This window comes from Hydrogenophaga sp. GW101-3F08, assembly GCF_059424585.1.
The window spans coordinates 86,498-101,692 of the sequence record NZ_JBWKZP010000002.1; the positions used below are offsets into that span (position 1 = coordinate 86,498).

The 15,195-nt window shown below is 65.3% G+C and carries 15 protein-coding genes; 4 read left to right on the forward strand and 11 right to left on the reverse strand.

What is annotated here, in order from left to right:
- Positions 1-104 precede the first annotated feature (104 nt).
- The 11 genes from leuD to AC07YZ_RS06010 all read right to left on the reverse strand — a co-directional run bounded on the left by leuD (position 105) and on the right by AC07YZ_RS06010 (position 9,716).
- Positions 105-749, reverse strand: coding sequence for a 3-isopropylmalate dehydratase small subunit (leuD, locus tag AC07YZ_RS05960; protein WP_226494062.1), 645 nt, complete (start codon positions 747-749; stop codon positions 105-107).
- A gap of 30 nt (positions 750-779) precedes the next feature.
- Positions 780-1,034: a hypothetical protein gene (locus tag AC07YZ_RS05965; protein WP_226494061.1), complete on the reverse strand. Its 255-nt coding sequence runs from the start codon at positions 1,032-1,034 to the stop codon at positions 780-782.
- A gap of 35 nt (positions 1,035-1,069) precedes the next feature.
- Positions 1,070-2,491, reverse strand: a complete 1,422-nt coding sequence (gene leuC, locus AC07YZ_RS05970) for a 3-isopropylmalate dehydratase large subunit (RefSeq protein ID WP_494794085.1) — start codon at positions 2,489-2,491, stop codon at positions 1,070-1,072.
- A gap of 28 nt (positions 2,492-2,519) precedes the next feature.
- The gene (locus tag AC07YZ_RS05975; protein WP_494794086.1) at positions 2,520-3,470 is read right to left on the reverse strand and encodes a LysR family transcriptional regulator; all 951 of its coding nucleotides are present in this window, start codon (positions 3,468-3,470) and stop codon (positions 2,520-2,522) included.
- A gap of 250 nt (positions 3,471-3,720) precedes the next feature.
- The gene (locus tag AC07YZ_RS05980; RefSeq protein ID WP_226494058.1) at positions 3,721-5,031 is read right to left on the reverse strand and encodes a citrate synthase; all 1,311 of its coding nucleotides are present in this window, start codon (positions 5,029-5,031) and stop codon (positions 3,721-3,723) included.
- A gap of 21 nt (positions 5,032-5,052) precedes the next feature.
- The gene (locus AC07YZ_RS05985; RefSeq protein WP_226494057.1) at positions 5,053-5,343 is read right to left on the reverse strand and encodes an FAD assembly factor SdhE; all 291 of its coding nucleotides are present in this window, start codon (positions 5,341-5,343) and stop codon (positions 5,053-5,055) included.
- Positions 5,344-5,362: 19 nt separating this feature from the next.
- Positions 5,363-6,067 (reverse strand): succinate dehydrogenase iron-sulfur subunit, encoded by a 705-nt coding sequence (locus AC07YZ_RS05990; protein WP_068173976.1) that lies wholly within the window; start codon positions 6,065-6,067, stop codon positions 5,363-5,365.
- Between the two features lie 28 nt (positions 6,068-6,095).
- Positions 6,096-7,901, reverse strand: coding sequence for a succinate dehydrogenase flavoprotein subunit (sdhA, locus tag AC07YZ_RS05995; RefSeq protein WP_226494056.1), 1,806 nt, complete (start codon positions 7,899-7,901; stop codon positions 6,096-6,098).
- Positions 7,902-7,905: 4 nt separating this feature from the next.
- Positions 7,906-8,271: a succinate dehydrogenase, hydrophobic membrane anchor protein gene (gene sdhD / locus AC07YZ_RS06000; RefSeq protein ID WP_068173978.1), complete on the reverse strand. Its 366-nt coding sequence runs from the start codon at positions 8,269-8,271 to the stop codon at positions 7,906-7,908.
- Between the two features lie 22 nt (positions 8,272-8,293).
- Positions 8,294-8,725, reverse strand: a complete 432-nt coding sequence (gene sdhC / locus AC07YZ_RS06005; RefSeq protein ID WP_068173979.1) for a succinate dehydrogenase, cytochrome b556 subunit — start codon at positions 8,723-8,725, stop codon at positions 8,294-8,296.
- A gap of 160 nt (positions 8,726-8,885) precedes the next feature.
- A complete protein-coding gene (locus AC07YZ_RS06010) occupies positions 8,886-9,716 on the reverse strand; it encodes a GntR family transcriptional regulator (protein WP_226494055.1) in 831 nt (276 codons plus the stop codon).
- A 215-nt stretch (positions 9,717-9,931) separates the two neighbouring features.
- Between AC07YZ_RS06010 and AC07YZ_RS06015 the strand changes: the two genes are divergently transcribed.
- From AC07YZ_RS06015 to acnB, 4 genes are read left to right on the forward strand one after another with little or no spacing between them, the layout of a single operon-like run.
- The gene (locus AC07YZ_RS06015; RefSeq protein ID WP_226494054.1) at positions 9,932-10,918 is read left to right on the forward strand and encodes a malate dehydrogenase; all 987 of its coding nucleotides are present in this window, start codon (positions 9,932-9,934) and stop codon (positions 10,916-10,918) included.
- An 18-nt stretch (positions 10,919-10,936) separates the two neighbouring features.
- Positions 10,937-11,932, forward strand: coding sequence for an HpcH/HpaI aldolase/citrate lyase family protein (locus tag AC07YZ_RS06020; RefSeq protein ID WP_494794087.1), 996 nt, complete (start codon positions 10,937-10,939; stop codon positions 11,930-11,932).
- A gap of 24 nt (positions 11,933-11,956) precedes the next feature.
- Positions 11,957-12,547, forward strand: a complete 591-nt coding sequence (locus AC07YZ_RS06025) for a hypothetical protein (RefSeq protein WP_494794088.1) — start codon at positions 11,957-11,959, stop codon at positions 12,545-12,547.
- Positions 12,541-15,129, forward strand: coding sequence for a bifunctional aconitate hydratase 2/2-methylisocitrate dehydratase (gene acnB / locus AC07YZ_RS06030; RefSeq protein WP_494794089.1), 2,589 nt, complete (start codon positions 12,541-12,543; stop codon positions 15,127-15,129). Before AC07YZ_RS06025 ends, acnB begins: the two co-directional genes overlap by 7 nt.
- Positions 15,130-15,195: the final 66 nt, after the last annotated feature.

Genomic DNA, 15,195 nt, shown 5'->3' on the forward strand with positions numbered 1-15,195 from the left:
GGCGCGAAGTGTCTGTGGTCAGGTTGCCGTGGAACCGGCTCTGCCGGGCCACTGGCAACGCCCCCTTGAGGGGGTGACGCCGCAGGCGGCGCGGAGGTGGTCGCTTACATCGTGTGCGCGAGCCACGGTTTGGTGGCCAGACGCTCTTTCTCAAACGCCTCGATCTTGTCCTTGTGGCGCAGGGTCAGGCCGATGTCATCGAGGCCATTGAGCAGGCAGTACTTGCGGAAAGCCTGCACCTCGAATGGGATTTCTTCACCTTGCGGTTTCACGATCACCTGGCGTTCCAGGTCGATCGTCAGCGGGTAGCCCGGGAAGGCGTATACCTCGTCGAACAGCTGGGCCACCGTGGCCTCGGGCAGCACGATGGGCAGCAGACCGTTCTTGAAGCAGTTGTTGAAGAAGATGTCGGCGTAGCTGGGCGCGATGATGGCGCGAAAGCCGTACTGGTCGATGGCCCAGGGCGCGTGTTCACGGCTGGAGCCGCAGCCGAAATTCTTGCGTGTCAGCAGCACCGAGGCGCCCGCGTAGCGCGCCTGGTTGAGAACGAAGTCCGGGTTGGGTTTGCGCGTGGCGGGGTCCTGGCCGGGCTCGCCCTTGTCCAGGTAGCGCCACTCGTCGAACAGGTTGGGGCCAAAGCCGGTCTTGCGAATTGACTTGAGGAACTGCTTGGGGATGATGGCGTCGGTGTCGACGTTCTCACGGTCCATGGGGGCCACGAGGCCCTGGTGAATGGTGAATTTCTGCATGATGGTGTGAGGGGTATGGCGGAGCTGGCCTCAGTGGGCCGCGTCCTTGACGGCGTCGCCAGCCTTCTCCAGCCCGGAACCGACCGACTGGCCGACGGCCTTGCCGCCTTCGACGGTCTTGTCCTTGACTTCGATGGCCTTGTCCACGACCGCGTCCTTGACTTCGATGGCCTTGTCTTTGACCACGGACGCGTCCTGTTTGACGCCTTGCACGGTGTTGCAGGCGGCCAGAGGCATCAGGGCTGCGGCGGCCAGCAGGATGAACAGGGGTTTGATAGAGGACATGATGGGACTCCTTGAAGAGGGTTCGGGACGGCAGGTCAGGCGATGGTGCGCACGTCAATGAAATGGCCGTGGATCGCGGCGGCGGCGGCCATGGCGGGGGACACCAGGTGGGTGCGGCCCCCGGCGCCCTGGCGGCCTTCGAAGTTGCGGTTGCTGGTGGACGCGCAGCGTTCGCCGGGTTCCAGGCGGTCGGCGTTCATGGCCAGACACATCGAGCAGCCCGGTTCGCGCCACTCGAAGCCAGCGGCCTTGAAGATCTCGTGCAGGCCTTCGCGCTCGGCCTGTTCCTTGACCAGGCCCGAGCCGGGAACGACCATCGCCAGCTTGATGTTTCTGGCCACCTTCTGGCCCAGCTTCTTCACCACCGCAGCGGCTTCTCGCATGTCTTCGATGCGGCTGTTGGTGCAGGAGCCGATGAACACCTTGTCCACGAAGATGTCGTTCAGGGCCTTGCCCGGCTCCAGCGCCATGTAGGTGAGCGCACGCTCAATGGCGCCGCGCTTGTTCGGGTCCTTTTCCTTCTCGGGGTCGGGCACGCGGGCGTCCACGCCCAGCACCATCTCGGGCGAAGTGCCCCAGGTGACCTGCGGCACGATGGTGCTGGCGTCCAGCGTCACCACGGTGTCGAACACCGCGTCGGCATCCGAGTGCAGGGTCTTCCAGTAGGCCACGGCCTGCTCCCATTCCACGCCGGTGGGGGAGAGCGGACGACCCTTGACGTATTCGATGGTTTTTTCATCCACCGCCACCAGGCCGGCGCGCGCGCCGCCTTCGATGGCCATGTTGCAGACCGTCATGCGGCCTTCCATGGACAGCGCGCGGATCGCGCTGCCACCGAACTCGATGGTGTAGCCGGTGCCGCCCGCGGTGCCGATCTTGCCGATGATGGCCAGCACGATGTCCTTGGCGGTCACGCCCTTGGGGCACTGCCCGTCCACGCGCACCAGCATGTTCTTGGCCTTCTTGGCCAGCAGGGTCTGCGTGGCCATGACGTGCTCGACCTCGCTGGTGCCGATGCCGTGCGCGAGTGCGCCAAACGCGCCGTGGGTGCTGGTGTGGCTGTCGCCACAGACCACCGTCATGCCGGGCAGGGTGGCGCCGTTTTCCGGACCGATCACGTGCACGATGCCCTGGCGCTGGGACATGAAGGGGAAGAAGGCCGCCGCGCCGAATTCGGCGATGTTGTCGTTCAGCGTGGTGATCTGTTCCTTGCTGATCGGGTCGGTGATGCCGTCGTAACCCTGTTCCCAGCCGGTGGTGGGGGTGTTGTGGTCGGCGGTGGCCACGATCGAGCTCACACGCCAGACCTTGCGGCCCGCCTGACGCAGCCCTTCAAACGCCTGTGGGCTGGTCACTTCGTGCACGAGGTGGCGGTCGATGTAGAGGACGGAGGTGCCATCCTCCTCGGTATGGACGACGTGTTCGTCCCAGATCTTGTCGTAGAGCGTGCGTGCCATGGGGTGGGGTTCCTTTGCTGTTGGAATTTTATGCTTCGGGGTCTGTAACGGTGTGTTGTCCGGACTGCTCGCCCAGGTGCGCGACCAGCAGCCGGGCCGTGACCGGCAGGGTCGAAAAATCGCGGGCCACCAGGTCGATCTGCCGGGTGGCCCAGTCATCGGTGAGCGCCACACAGGTGAGCTCGCCCACGCCGTGCATCAGCTCGAAGGCTCGCCTGGGCATCAGGCCGACGCCCAGGCCGTTGTGGATCATGCGGCACATGGCGTCCAGCCCGGTCACGCGGATGCGCAGCCGGATGCCGCGGCCGGCGCTGGTGGCGGCCTGGTGCATGGCGAGATAGATGGAGCTGTTGGCGTGCAGCCCCACGTGGTCCCAGTCGAGGCTGTCGGCAAAAGCCAGCTGTTCGCGGTCCGCCAAGGGGTGGTCACGCGGAACGATCAGCACCAGCTGGTCTTGCCGGTAGGGGCGGGTCTGCAGGTCGGGCGGGGGGCCGCTCACCCCCGTGTGGCAGATGCCCAGATCGGCCGCACCTTCCTGCACGGCCCGCACCACCTCGGTGGACAGGTGCTCTTCCAGATCGATCTTGACCTGATCGTGCAGGCGGATGAAGCTGCCCAGGTCCTCGGGCAGGAATTGAACGATGGCCGAGATGTTGGCATGCACCCGCACGTGGCCACGCACACCGTCGGCGTATTCGGACAACTCGCCCTGCATCTTGTCCAGACTGAACAGCACCGAGCGCGCATGGTGGAGCAGGCTCTGGCCGGCGGGCGTGGGGCTGGCACCTCGGGCATGGCGGTAGAGCAGCGTGGTGCCCACGGCGCTTTCAAGATCGGAGAGGCGCTTGCTCACGGCCGAGGGGGCTATGAATTCCTGCTCGGCCGCCTTGCCGATGCTGCCGCGCTCACACACCGCCACAAAGAGCTGGAGCGAGGTGAGGTCGAGGCGGCGGGTGAAGCTGCGGTCCGGGGTGTTCATGGGTGACTCGTCGTGAATGACGATGAGTCGTTTATTTTCTCACCTTGGGTGGTATTTTGTCGTCGCATTTGACGATGGGTGTCCCCGCCAAAACAAAACCCGCCGAGGGCGGGTTTTGTGGGCGTGGGGAAGCCGGCTCGGGTCTTTTGAGGGGGCAGTCCACGCAGGGCACCGCGGAACCGGCTCCGCCGGGCCGCCAGTGCCGCCCCCTTGAGGGGTGACGCCGCAGGCGGCGCGGGGGGTGATCCTTTTACCTCGATGCCAGGGGCTTGACGTCGCGGCGGTCGGCACCGGTGAACAACTGGCGCGGGCGGCCGATCTTGTACTCGGGATCGCTGATCATTTCGTTCAGCTGAGCGATCCAGCCGACCGTGCGGGCCAGCGCGAAGATGCCGGTGAACAGGTTGACCGGAATGCCGATGGCGCGCTGCACGATGCCGGAGTAGAAGTCCACGTTCGGGTACAGCTTGCGCGACACGAAGTACTCGTCTTCCAGGGCGATCTTTTCCAGTTCCTTGGCGAGCTTGAACAGCGGATCGTTTTCCAGGCCAAGTTCCTGCAGGACTTCGTTGCAGGTTTCCTGCATCAGCTTGGCGCGCGGGTCGTAGTTCTTGTAGACCCGGTGGCCGAAGCCCATGAGTTTGACGCCGGAGTTCTTGTCCTTGACCTTCTCCATGAACTCGCCGACCTTGGACACGCCGCCCTGGCGCTGGATGTCTTCCAGCATGTTCAGGCAGGCCTCGTTGGCGCCGCCGTGGGCCGGACCCCAGAGGCAGGCCACGCCGGCCGCGATGGCGGCGAACGGGTTGGTGCCCGACGAACCGCACAGGCGCACGGTGGAGGTGGAGGCGTTCTGCTCGTGGTCGGCGTGCAGGATGAAGATGCGATCGAGCGCCTTCTCCAGCACGGGGTTGACTTTGTACTCTTCGCAAGGGGTGCCGAACATCATGCGCAGGAAGTTGCCCGAATAGCTCAGGTCGTTGCGCGGATACATGTAGGGCTGGCCGATGCCGTACTTGTAGGCCATGGCGACCAGTGTGGGCATCTTGGCGATCAGGCGGATGGCCGCGACCTTGCGGTGCTCCGGATTGTTGATGTCGGTGCTGTCGTGATAGAAGGCCGACAGCGCGCCCACCAGACCGGTCAGCACGGCCATGGGGTGGGCGTCACGACGGAAGCCACGCAGGAAGAACTGCATCTGCTCGTTGACCATGGTGTGGTTGATCACGAGCTTGTGGAAGTCGCCGCGCTCTTTCTCATCGGGCAGCTCGCCATTGAGAAGCAGGTAACAGGTGTCGAGGTAGTCGCAGTTGGTGGCGAGCTGCTCGATGGGGTAGCCGCGGTACAGCAACTCACCCTTGTCGCCATCGATGTAGGTGATGGCCGACTGGCAGGAGGCGGTGGACAGGAAGCCGGGGTCGTAGGTGAACATACCGGTCTGCGCGTACAGCTTGCGGATGTCGATCACGTCCGGGCCGATGCTGCCGGCGTACACCGGCAGGTCGACGCTGGGGCTGCCGTTGGAGAACGACAGGGTGGCTTTGTTGTCTACGAGTTTCATGCGGGTTCCTTTTAAGGGGGCTTAAATGGGTTGCCGGGCTGCACGCAGCAGGCCCAGTACGTGCGCGACGTCATCACGGGCCAGCTCGCCCTGGGGAGGTTTTCTGCCAAGCAACAGATCGAGCAGATCGTTGTCGGACAGTTCCATTAGAACCCCCAGGGCTTGAGCCTGGCTGACGGTCAGGCCAGACGCGTGTCTGGCAAAAAAACTGTCGATGAACAGGTCGTTCTCGAGCAGTCCACGGCGGCAGCGCCAGCGCAGCTTGCTCAAGGCGCGTGGATCGAGCAGGGCGTCGGTGGTGCTGGCTTCCATGATGGGTCGGATGGCGTGCTCAGATCGAGCGCATCACCATCATTTCCTTGATCTTGCCGATCGCTTTGGTCGGGTTCAGGTTCTTCGGGCACACGTCCACGCAGTTCATGATGGTGTGGCAGCGGAACAGGCGGTACGGGTCTTCCAGGTTGTCCAGGCGCTCGCTGGTGGCTTCGTCGCGGCTGTCGGCGATGAAGCGGTAGGCTTGCAGCAGCCCGGCCGGGCCGACGAACTTGTCCGGGTTCCACCAGAAGCTGGGGCAACTGGTCGAGCAACTCGCGCACAGGATGCATTCGTACAGGCCGTTGAGCTCTTCGCGCTCTTCCGGGCTTTGCAGGCGCTCGGTCTGGGGCGGCGGCGTGTCGTTGATCAGGTAGGGCTTGATGCTGTTGTACTGCTTGAAGAACAGCGTCATGTCCACGATCAGGTCGCGCACCACCGGAAGGCCGGGCAGGGGCTTCAAGGTGATCACGCCGGGCAGGGTGTTCATGTTGGTCAGGCAGGCCAGACCGTTCTTCCCGTTGATGTTCATCGCGTCCGAACCGCAGACGCCTTCGCGGCAGGAGCGGCGGAAGGAAATCGAGGGGTCCACCGCCTTGAGCTTCATCAGGGCGTCGAGCAGCATGCGCTCGTGGCCGTCGAGTTCGACCTCGATGGTCTGCATGTAAGGCTTGGCGTCCTTTTCCGGGTCGTAGCGGTAGATCTTGAATGTGCGAAGTGCCATGGTGTTTTTCTCCGTGCGACGTGGGTACTCAGAACGTTCTGACTTTGGGCGGAACGGATTCCACGGTCAGCGGCTTCAAGTTGACGGGCTTGTACGACAGGGTGTTGGTGGCGCTGTCCCACAGCGTGTGCTTCATCCACTCGGCGTCGTTGCGGCCCAGCGGGAACTGGGCGTCGTCGGCCGGGCGCTCGTAGTCGTTGACCGTATGGGCGCCGCGGCATTCGTGGCGCGCGGCGGCCGAGGTCATGGTGGCCTGGGCGACTTCCATCAGGTTGTCGACCTCCAGCGCTTCGATGCGCGCGGTGTTGAACACCTTGGACTTGTCTTTCAGCGTGATGTTGGCCACGCGCTCGCGCAGTGCGTTGATCTTGGTGACGCCTTCGTCCATGCTGGCCTGGGTGCGGAACACGCCAGCGTGCTGCTGCATGATGGCGCGCATGTCGCCGGCCACGTCCTGCGCGTATTCGCCGCTGGTGGAGTTGTCCAGGCGGGCCAGGCGGGCCAGGGTCTTGTCGGCGGCGTCGGCCGGCAGGGGTTTGTGGTTCTGGTTCTTGTCGTTGGTCTCGACGATGTGGTTGCCGGCCGCGCGGCCGAACACCAGCAGGTCGAGCAGCGAGTTGGTGCCCAGGCGGTTGGCGCCGTGCACACTGACGCAGGCGCATTCGCCCACCGCGTACAGGCCATTGACGACCTTCTGCGCGCCGTTGCCGTCGGGCGTGACGACCTGGCCGTTGATGTTGGTCGGGATGCCGCCCATCTGGTAGTGGATGGTGGGCACCACCGGAATCGGCTCGCGCGTGATGTCCACGTTGGCGAAGTTCACGCCGATCTCGTACACCGAGGGCAGGCGCTTGTGGATGGTCTCGGCGCCCAGGTGGTCGAGCTTGAGCAGCACGTAGTCCTTGTTGGGACCGCATCCTCGGCCTTCCTTGATCTCCTGGTCCATGCAGCGGGAGACGAAGTCGCGCGGCGCCAGGTCCTTCAGCGTGGGCGCGTAGCGCTCCATGAAGCGCTCGCCGTTGCTGTTGAGCAGGATCGCGCCTTCACCGCGGCAGCCTTCGGTCAGCAGCACGCCCGCGCCGGCCACGCCGGTGGGGTGGAACTGCCAGAACTCCATGTCCTGCAGCGGGATGCCAGCGCGCGCCGCCATGCCCAGGCCGTCGCCGGTGTTGATGAAGGCGTTGGTGGAGGCGGCAAAGATGCGGCCCGCGCCACCCGTGGCCAGCAGGGTCTGCTTGGCTTCGAGGATGTAGGTTTCGCCGGTTTCCATTTCCAGCGCGGTCACACCCACCACGTCGCCGTCGGCGTCGCGGATCAGGTCCAGCGCCATCCATTCGACGAAGAACGTGGTGCGGGCCTGCACGTTCTGCTGGTACAGCGTGTGCAGCATGGCGTGGCCGGTGCGGTCGGCCGCGGCGCAGGCGCGCTGCACCGGCTTCTCGCCGTAGTTGGCGGTGTGGCCGCCAAACGGGCGCTGGTAGATCGTGCCGTCGGGGTTGCGGTCGAACGGCATGCCGAAGTGTTCGAGCTCGTAGACGACCTTGGGTGCTTCACGGCACATGAACTCAATGGCGTCCTGGTCACCCAGCCAGTCGGAGCCCTTGATGGTGTCGTAGAAGTGGTAGTGCCAGTTGTCTTCGCTCATGTTGCCGAGCGAGGCGGACACGCCGCCTTGAGCGGCCACGGTGTGCGAGCGGGTCGGGAACACCTTGGAGAGCACGGCCACCTTCAGGCCGGCGCGGGCGAGTTGCAGCGAGGCACGCATGCCGGAGCCGCCAGCGCCGACGATCACGACGTCAAATTGGCGCTTGGGGAGATTTGCAGTTGCGGTCATGGCTTCAGAGACTCCAGAGAACTTGAACAGCCCAGCCCAGGCAGGCCACGAGCCAGACGATGGTGACGATGTGCAGCACGAGGCGGATGCCGGCGGGCTTGACGTAGTCCATCCAGATGTCGCGCATGCCGATCCATGCGTGGTAGGCCAGGGCCACGAACACGACGAAGGTCAGCGCCTTCATCCACTGGGCAGCGAAGATGCCGGCCCAGGACTCGTAGCCGATGGGGCCGCTGGTGAACAGCACCTGCAGCAACACGATCAGGGTGAACAGCGCCATGAGGGCGGCGGAGACGCGCTGGGCGAGCCAGTCGCGCAGGCCATAGTGGGCGCCGGTGACGACGCGCTTGGAACCGTAGTTGACAGACATGTTGTATTCCTCTCGATGGCGCTCAGTACAGGCCGAACAGTTTGGCGCCGAGCACCAGCGTCAGGCCGATGCTCAGGGCCAGGGTGACGATGGCCGACGATTTGCCGAACTCTTTGCTGACCGCATGGGCCACGTCCATGTACAGGTGGCGCACACCCGCGATCAGGTGGTGCAGGTAGGCCCAGATGAGGGCCAGCACCACCAGCTTGAAGAACCAGCCCGGCACAAAGCCCAGGCCGGCCGAGAAGGCCGAGCTGAAACGATCGAAGGAAATTTCGGACGACACCGAGGTGTCGAACAGCCAGACGATCAGCGGCAGCAGCACAAACATCAGGCCACCGCTGGCGCGGTGCAGGATCGAGACCCAGCCGGCCAGGGGCAGGCGGTAGGTGGTCAGATCCTTGAAGGCGTTGATGTTGCGGAACTCGGGCCGCTTCTTGGTCAACTCGGTCATGGTGGGGCTTTCTTCCGGGGGGCGGACAGGGGATTGGAAGGGGGATGTAACTCGTTGGTAACTCGGACCACGGGCCCGTAAATTCTATTGCAACGCAGCATACGGGTCGCTGACGCGGCACGGATCGCTCGGACTTTCATGGCGGCATGGGGTCCCGCTTTCAACTCAGTTCGTTGCGGTAGTGGCGCGACTCGGTGCGGTACAGGCCGCGGCGCAACTCCATGGGCACGTCGTTGTACGTGTAGGCCAGACGCTCCACGCTGAGCAGCGGGTGGCCTTCGGGCACGCCGAGCAGCCGGGCCGCGTCGGCATCGGCCGCGACCGCCTTGATCTTCTCCACCGCCCGCACCATGCGCACCCCGAACTGGGTTTCAAACAGGGCGTACATCGGTCCCTTGTCGTCGGACAGGGTTTCCACCGTCAGGCCTTTGAACGGGCCGCCGGGCAGCCACAGGTCTTCCAGGATGGCGGGGCTGCCCGCGAAGGCCAGCACGCGCTTGACCTGCAGGATGGGGTCGCCGGTGCGCAGCGCGAGCTGGCGCGCGACATCGGCGCTGGCCCGCAGGCGGCGGCATTCGATGATGCGGCGCTCGGCCGGACCCTGTTGCGCCAGATCACCGGTGTCGGGCAGCAGCCGCAGGAAGCGGTACTGGATGTGCTGCTCGGCATGGGTGGCGACGAAAGTGCCCTTGCCCTGGCGGCGCACCAGCAGGTTGTCGGTGGCGAGTTCGTCAATGGCCTTGCGCACCGTTCCCTGGCTCACGCGAAAGCGCGCGGCCAGATCGAACTCGCTGGGGATCATGTCGCCCGGCTTCCATTCGCCCGCCTGCAGGCTGCGCAGGATCAGTGTCTTGATCTGCTGGTAGAGCGGGCTGAACGCCGGGGCGGTTGGCGCCAGGCCACTCCCACTCGCGTCGCCAGAGCCCTGGGCAGCGGTGTCCGGCCCGTCGGCGGGCGACGGTTCGGGCGGGAATGCGGGATTGATGGCCATGGTTTCTCGGGACCCGGCGGTGCCGCCCGGTTGGTCCAATCATATCTTATATAAGACATAAGACAAATTGACTTCACAGGGTTTGCACGGGTACACTCACCGGCTGCGTCTGAACCATCTCTCACGGGTTTGCCCGCGTCTCTGTGGCTTGTGCCCCGGGGTTCTCCCCGCCGATTTCTTTCACCTATCCACCGTCCTTTTCTGGAGTTTTCACCATGAGCAAGAAGCCCGTTCGTGTTGCCGTCACCGGCGCCGCTGGTCAAATCGGTTACGCCCTGCTGTTCCGCATCGCTTCGGGCGAAATGCTGGGCAAGGACCAGCCCGTGATCCTGCAACTGCTGGAAATCCCCGACGAGAAGGCCCAGAAGGCGCTCAAAGGCGTGATGATGGAACTGGAAGACTGCGCCTTCCCGCTGCTGGCCGGCATGGAAGCCCACAGCGACCCGATGACCGCCTTCAAGGACACCGACTACGCGCTGCTGGTGGGCTCGCGTCCGCGCGGCCCCGGTATGGAGCGCGCCGAGCTGCTGAGCATCAACGGCGCCATCTTCACCGCCCAGGGCAAGGCCCTGAACGCCGTGGCCAGCCGCGACGTCAAGGTGCTGGTGGTCGGCAACCCGGCCAACACCAATGCCTACATCGCGATGAAGGCAGCCCCCGATCTGAAGCCGGGCAACTTCACCGCCATGCTGCGCCTGGACCACAACCGCGCCGCCAGCCAGCTGGCCGCCAAGACCGGCAAGGCTGTGTCCAGCATCAAGAAGCTGGCCGTGTGGGGCAACCACTCGCCCACCATGTACGCCGACTACCGCTTCGCCACCATCGACGGCGCTTCGGTCAAGGACATGATCAACGACCAGGCCTGGAACAAGGACGTGTTCCTGCCCACCGTGGGCAAGCGCGGCGCCGCCATCATTGAAGCGCGTGGCCTGTCTTCCGCCGCTTCGGCCGCCAATGCCGCCATCGACCACATGCGCGACTGGGCCCTGGGCACCAACGGCGAATGGGTCACGATGGGCATCCCGTCGCAAGGCTGGTACGGCATTCCCAAGGACGTGATGTTCGGCTTCCCCGTCACCTGCGCCAACGGCGAATACAAGGTGGTTGAAGGCCTGGAGATCGACGCCTTCTCGCAGGAATGCATCAACAAGACCCTGGCCGAACTGCAGGGCGAGCAGGACGGCGTCAAGCACCTGCTGTAACCCGTTGGTAACCACGGCGTGATCCATCCGCGCGACATTCTTCTGGGTGCACAGGCCGGCGCGTTCGCGCTGCCGGTCTGCGACCACTACAGCGGGGTGGAAGCGCGGATGAAGAAGAGCCTGCAGCTGCAGGCCGAGATGACCGAGGAGTTCGGCACCTGCGTGTTTGACGTCACGCTCGACTGCGAAGACGGCGCCCCCGTGGGCGGCGAAGCGGATCACGCGGCGCTGGTCACCGCGCTCGCGCTGGGCGCGGCGCCCGAAGCCCGGGTGGCCGTTCGCGTCCACCCGGTGGACCACCCGGCTTTCGACGCCGACGTGGCCACCATCGCGGGTCAGGCCGCTTCGAAGCTGGTGCACCTGATGGTGCCCAAGGTCGAGTCGGTGGCCGATGTGCAGCGCGCCGTGGCCGCCATGGACGCCGCCGGCGCGACCGCGCTGCCGCTGCACGTGTTGATCGAGTCGCCCGCCGCGGTGCACCGGGCCTTTGACATCGCGGCTCACCCGCGCGTGCAGAGCCTGAGTTTTGGGCTGATGGACTTCGTGTCGGCGCACGGCGGCGCGATTCCGGCCGCGGGCATGAGCATGGCCGGGCAGTTCAGCCACCCGTTGGTGCTGCGCGCCAAGCTCGAGATCGCCAGCGCCTGCCATGCCCACGGCAAGGTGCCGTCGCATTGCGTGGTCACCGAGTTCAAGGACACCCAGGCATTGGGCCAGGCCGCGCGCACGGCCGCGCGCGAGCTCGGCTACACCCGCATGTGGAGCATCCACCCCGACCAGATACGACCGGTGCTCGAAGCCTTCGCGCCCCGGGCCGACGAGATCGGGGAGGCCGCTGCCATCCTGTTGGCGGCGCAGCGCGCCGACTGGGCGCCGGTGCAGCACGGCGGCCGTCTGCACGACCGCGCGAGCTACCGATTCTTCTGGCAGGTGCTGGTGCGCGCGCACGCGACCGGGCGTCCGATGCCCGAAGAGGTGACCCCCTTTTTTTGCCACAATGAATGTTTTGGCTGATCGACCATGAAGGGGACACTGGCAATGGCACAGACGCAAACCTCCACCACCGCTTGGACCGCACTCGTCCTGGTCTCCGTTCTGGCGCTGTCGAGCGGGCCGGGCATGGCCCAGTCGAAGCCGAAAGCGCTTCTGCGCAAGCCCGCACCCATGGCCATGCCCGCGCCGGTCGACCCGGTGCTGACCGAGCGCGATCTGGATGTGGCCGCCCGGGTGCATGTCGGTACCTTCCCCTGCGATCTGGGCAGCACGGTCCGGCTGGAGTCCGACACGCAGGCCAACGGCTTTTTCCACCTGCACCTGAACAAAGACCGCTACCGCATGCACCCGGTCGAGAGCCGCACCGGCGCGATACGGCTGGAAGACCCGGTTCAGGGCGTGGTGTGGATTCAGCTGGGCAACAAGTCCATGTTGATGAGCCAGAAACTCGGCCGCCGCCTGGCCGACGAATGCATGGGTGAGCAGCAGCGCCAGGTGGCCGAAGCCCTGAAAACCAACCCGGCACCGAGCTTGTTCGAGCCCTTGCCAACCCCTCCCGCCGCGGCAGCCACCACCACCGGCTGCAACCGCAACCCCGAATCCCAACCTTTGACCTCTGGAGTTGAAACATGTTGAAAGCCTACCGAGAACACGTGGCCGAGCGCGCAGCGCTGGGCATCCCGCCCTTGCCGCTGACCGCGCAGCAGGTCGCTGACCTGATCGAGCTCATCAAGGCACCGCCGGCTGGCGAAGACGCCTTCCTGCTCGACCTGCTCACGCACCGCGTGCCACCCGGTGTGGACGATGCCGCCAAGGTCAAGGCCTCGTTCCTGGCCGCCGTGGCCCACGGCGACGTGAAGGTCGGCCTGATTTCCAAGGCCAAGGCCACCGAGCTGCTCGGCACCATGGTGGGCGGCTACAACGTGCACCCGCTGATCGAACTGCTGGACGACGCCGAAGTCGCCGGCGTGGCCGCCGAAGGCCTGAAGAAGACGCTGCTGATGTTCGACTTTTTCAACGACGTGGCCGAAAAGGCCAAGGCCGGCAACGCCAAGGCCAAGGAGGTCGTGCAGTCCTGGGCCGACGCCGAGTGGTTCACCAGCCGCCCCGAAGTGCCCAAGTCCATCACCGTGACCGTGTTCAAGGTGCCGGGCGAAACCAACACCGACGATCTTTCGCCCGCGCCCGACGCCTGGAGCCGCCCGGACATCCCGCTGCACTACCTGGCGATGCTGAAGAACACGCGCGAAGGCGCGGCCTTCAAGCCCGAAGAAGACGGCAAGCGCGGTCCGATGCAGTTCATCGAAGACCTGAAGAAAAAGGGCAACCTCGTGGCCTACGTGGGCGACGTGGTGGGCACCGGTTCCTCGCGCAAGTCCGCCACCAACAGCGTGATCTGGGCCACCGGCCAGGACATCCCCTTTGTGCCGAACAAGCGCTTCGGTGGCGTCACGCTGGGTGGCAAGATCGCTCCCATCTTCTTCAACACGCAGGAAGACTCGGGCTCGCTGCCGATCGAAGTGGACGTGAGCAAGCTGGAAATGGGCGACGTGGTTGACGTCATGCCCTACGACGGCAAGATCGTGCGCAACGGCGAAACCGTGGTCGAGTTCAAGCTCAAGAGCGACGTGCTGTTCGACGAAGTGCGCGCCGGCGGCCGCATCAATCTGATCATCGGCCGTTCGCTCACCGCCAAGGCGCGCGAGTTCCTGGGCCTGCCAGCGAGCACCCTGTTCCGCCTGCCCAGCACCCCCACCGCCACCAAGGCCGGCTTCACGCTGGCGCAGAAGATGGTCGGCCGCGCGGTCGGCCTGCCCGAAGGTCAGGGCGTGCGCCCCGGCACCTACTGCGAGCCCAAGATGACCACCGTGGGTTCGCAGGACACCACCGGCCCGATGACCCGCGACGAGCTGAAAGACCTGGCCTGCCTGGGCTTCAGCGCCGACCTGGTGATGCAGTCCTTCTGCCACACCGCCGCTTACCCGAAGCCGGTGGACGTGAAGACGCACCGCGAACTGCCCAAGTTCATCAGCAGCCGCGGCGGCGTGGCGCTGCGCCCGGGCGACGGCGTGATCCACAGCTGGCTCAACCGCCTGCTGCTGCCCGACACCGTGGGCACCGGCGGCGACTCGCACACCCGCTTCCCGATCGGCATTTCCTTCCCCGCGGGCTCCGGTCTCGTGGCCTTCGGTGCCGCCACCGGCGTGATGCCGCTGGACATGCCCGAGTCCGTGCTGGTGCGCTTCAAAGGCCAGATGCAGCCCGGCATCACGCTGCGCGATCTGGTGCACGCGATCCCGTTGTACGCCATCAAGGCCGGTTTGCTGACCGTGGCCAAGGCCGGCAAGAAGAACGTGTTCTCCGGCCGCATCCTGGAAATCGAAGGCCTGCCCGATCTGAAGGTCGAACAGGCGTTTGAACTGTCCGACGCCTCGGCCGAACGCAGCGCCGCCGGTTGCACCGTGAAGCTCAACCCCGAGCCGATCAAGGAATACCTCACCAGCAACGTCGTGCTGATGAAGAACATGATCGCCGACGGTTACGCCGACGCCCGCACGCTGGCGCGCCGCATTGAAAAGGTCGAAGCCTGGCTGGCCAACCCGAACCTGCTCGAAGCCGACAAGGACGCCGAATACGCGGCCGTGATCGAGATCGACCTGAACGAACTGACCGAGCCCGTGCTGTGCTGCCCGAACGACCCGGACGACGCCAAGCTGCTCTCCGAAGTGGCCGGCGCCAAGATCGACGAAGTGTTCATCGGCTCTTGCATGACCAACATCGGCCACTTCCGCGCCGCCTCCAAGCTGCTCGAAGGCAAGCGCGACATCCCGGTCAAGCTGTGGATCGCCCCGCCGACCAAGATGGACGCTTCGGAGCTGACCAAGGAAGGCCACTACGGCGTGTTCGGCGCGGCCGGTGCCCGCACCGAAATGCCCGGCTGCTCGCTGTGCATGGGCAACCAGGCGCAGGTGCGCGAAGGCGCGACCGTGGTGTCCACCTCGACCCGCAACTTCCCGAACCGCCTGGGCAAGAACACCTTTGTGTACCTGGCCTCGGCCGAACTCGCCGCCATCGCGTCCAAGCTGGGCCGCATCCCGACCGTGGCCGAATACCAGGCCGACATGGGTGTGATCAACAAGGACGGCAGCCAGATCTACAAGTACATGAACTTCGACCAGATCGAAGAGTACGCGGAGGCCGCCAAGGCGGTTGCCTGAGCACCGAGCCGCTGGACGGCTGAATGACAAAGGCCCGGGGAGTGATCCCCGGGCCTTTTTGTATTC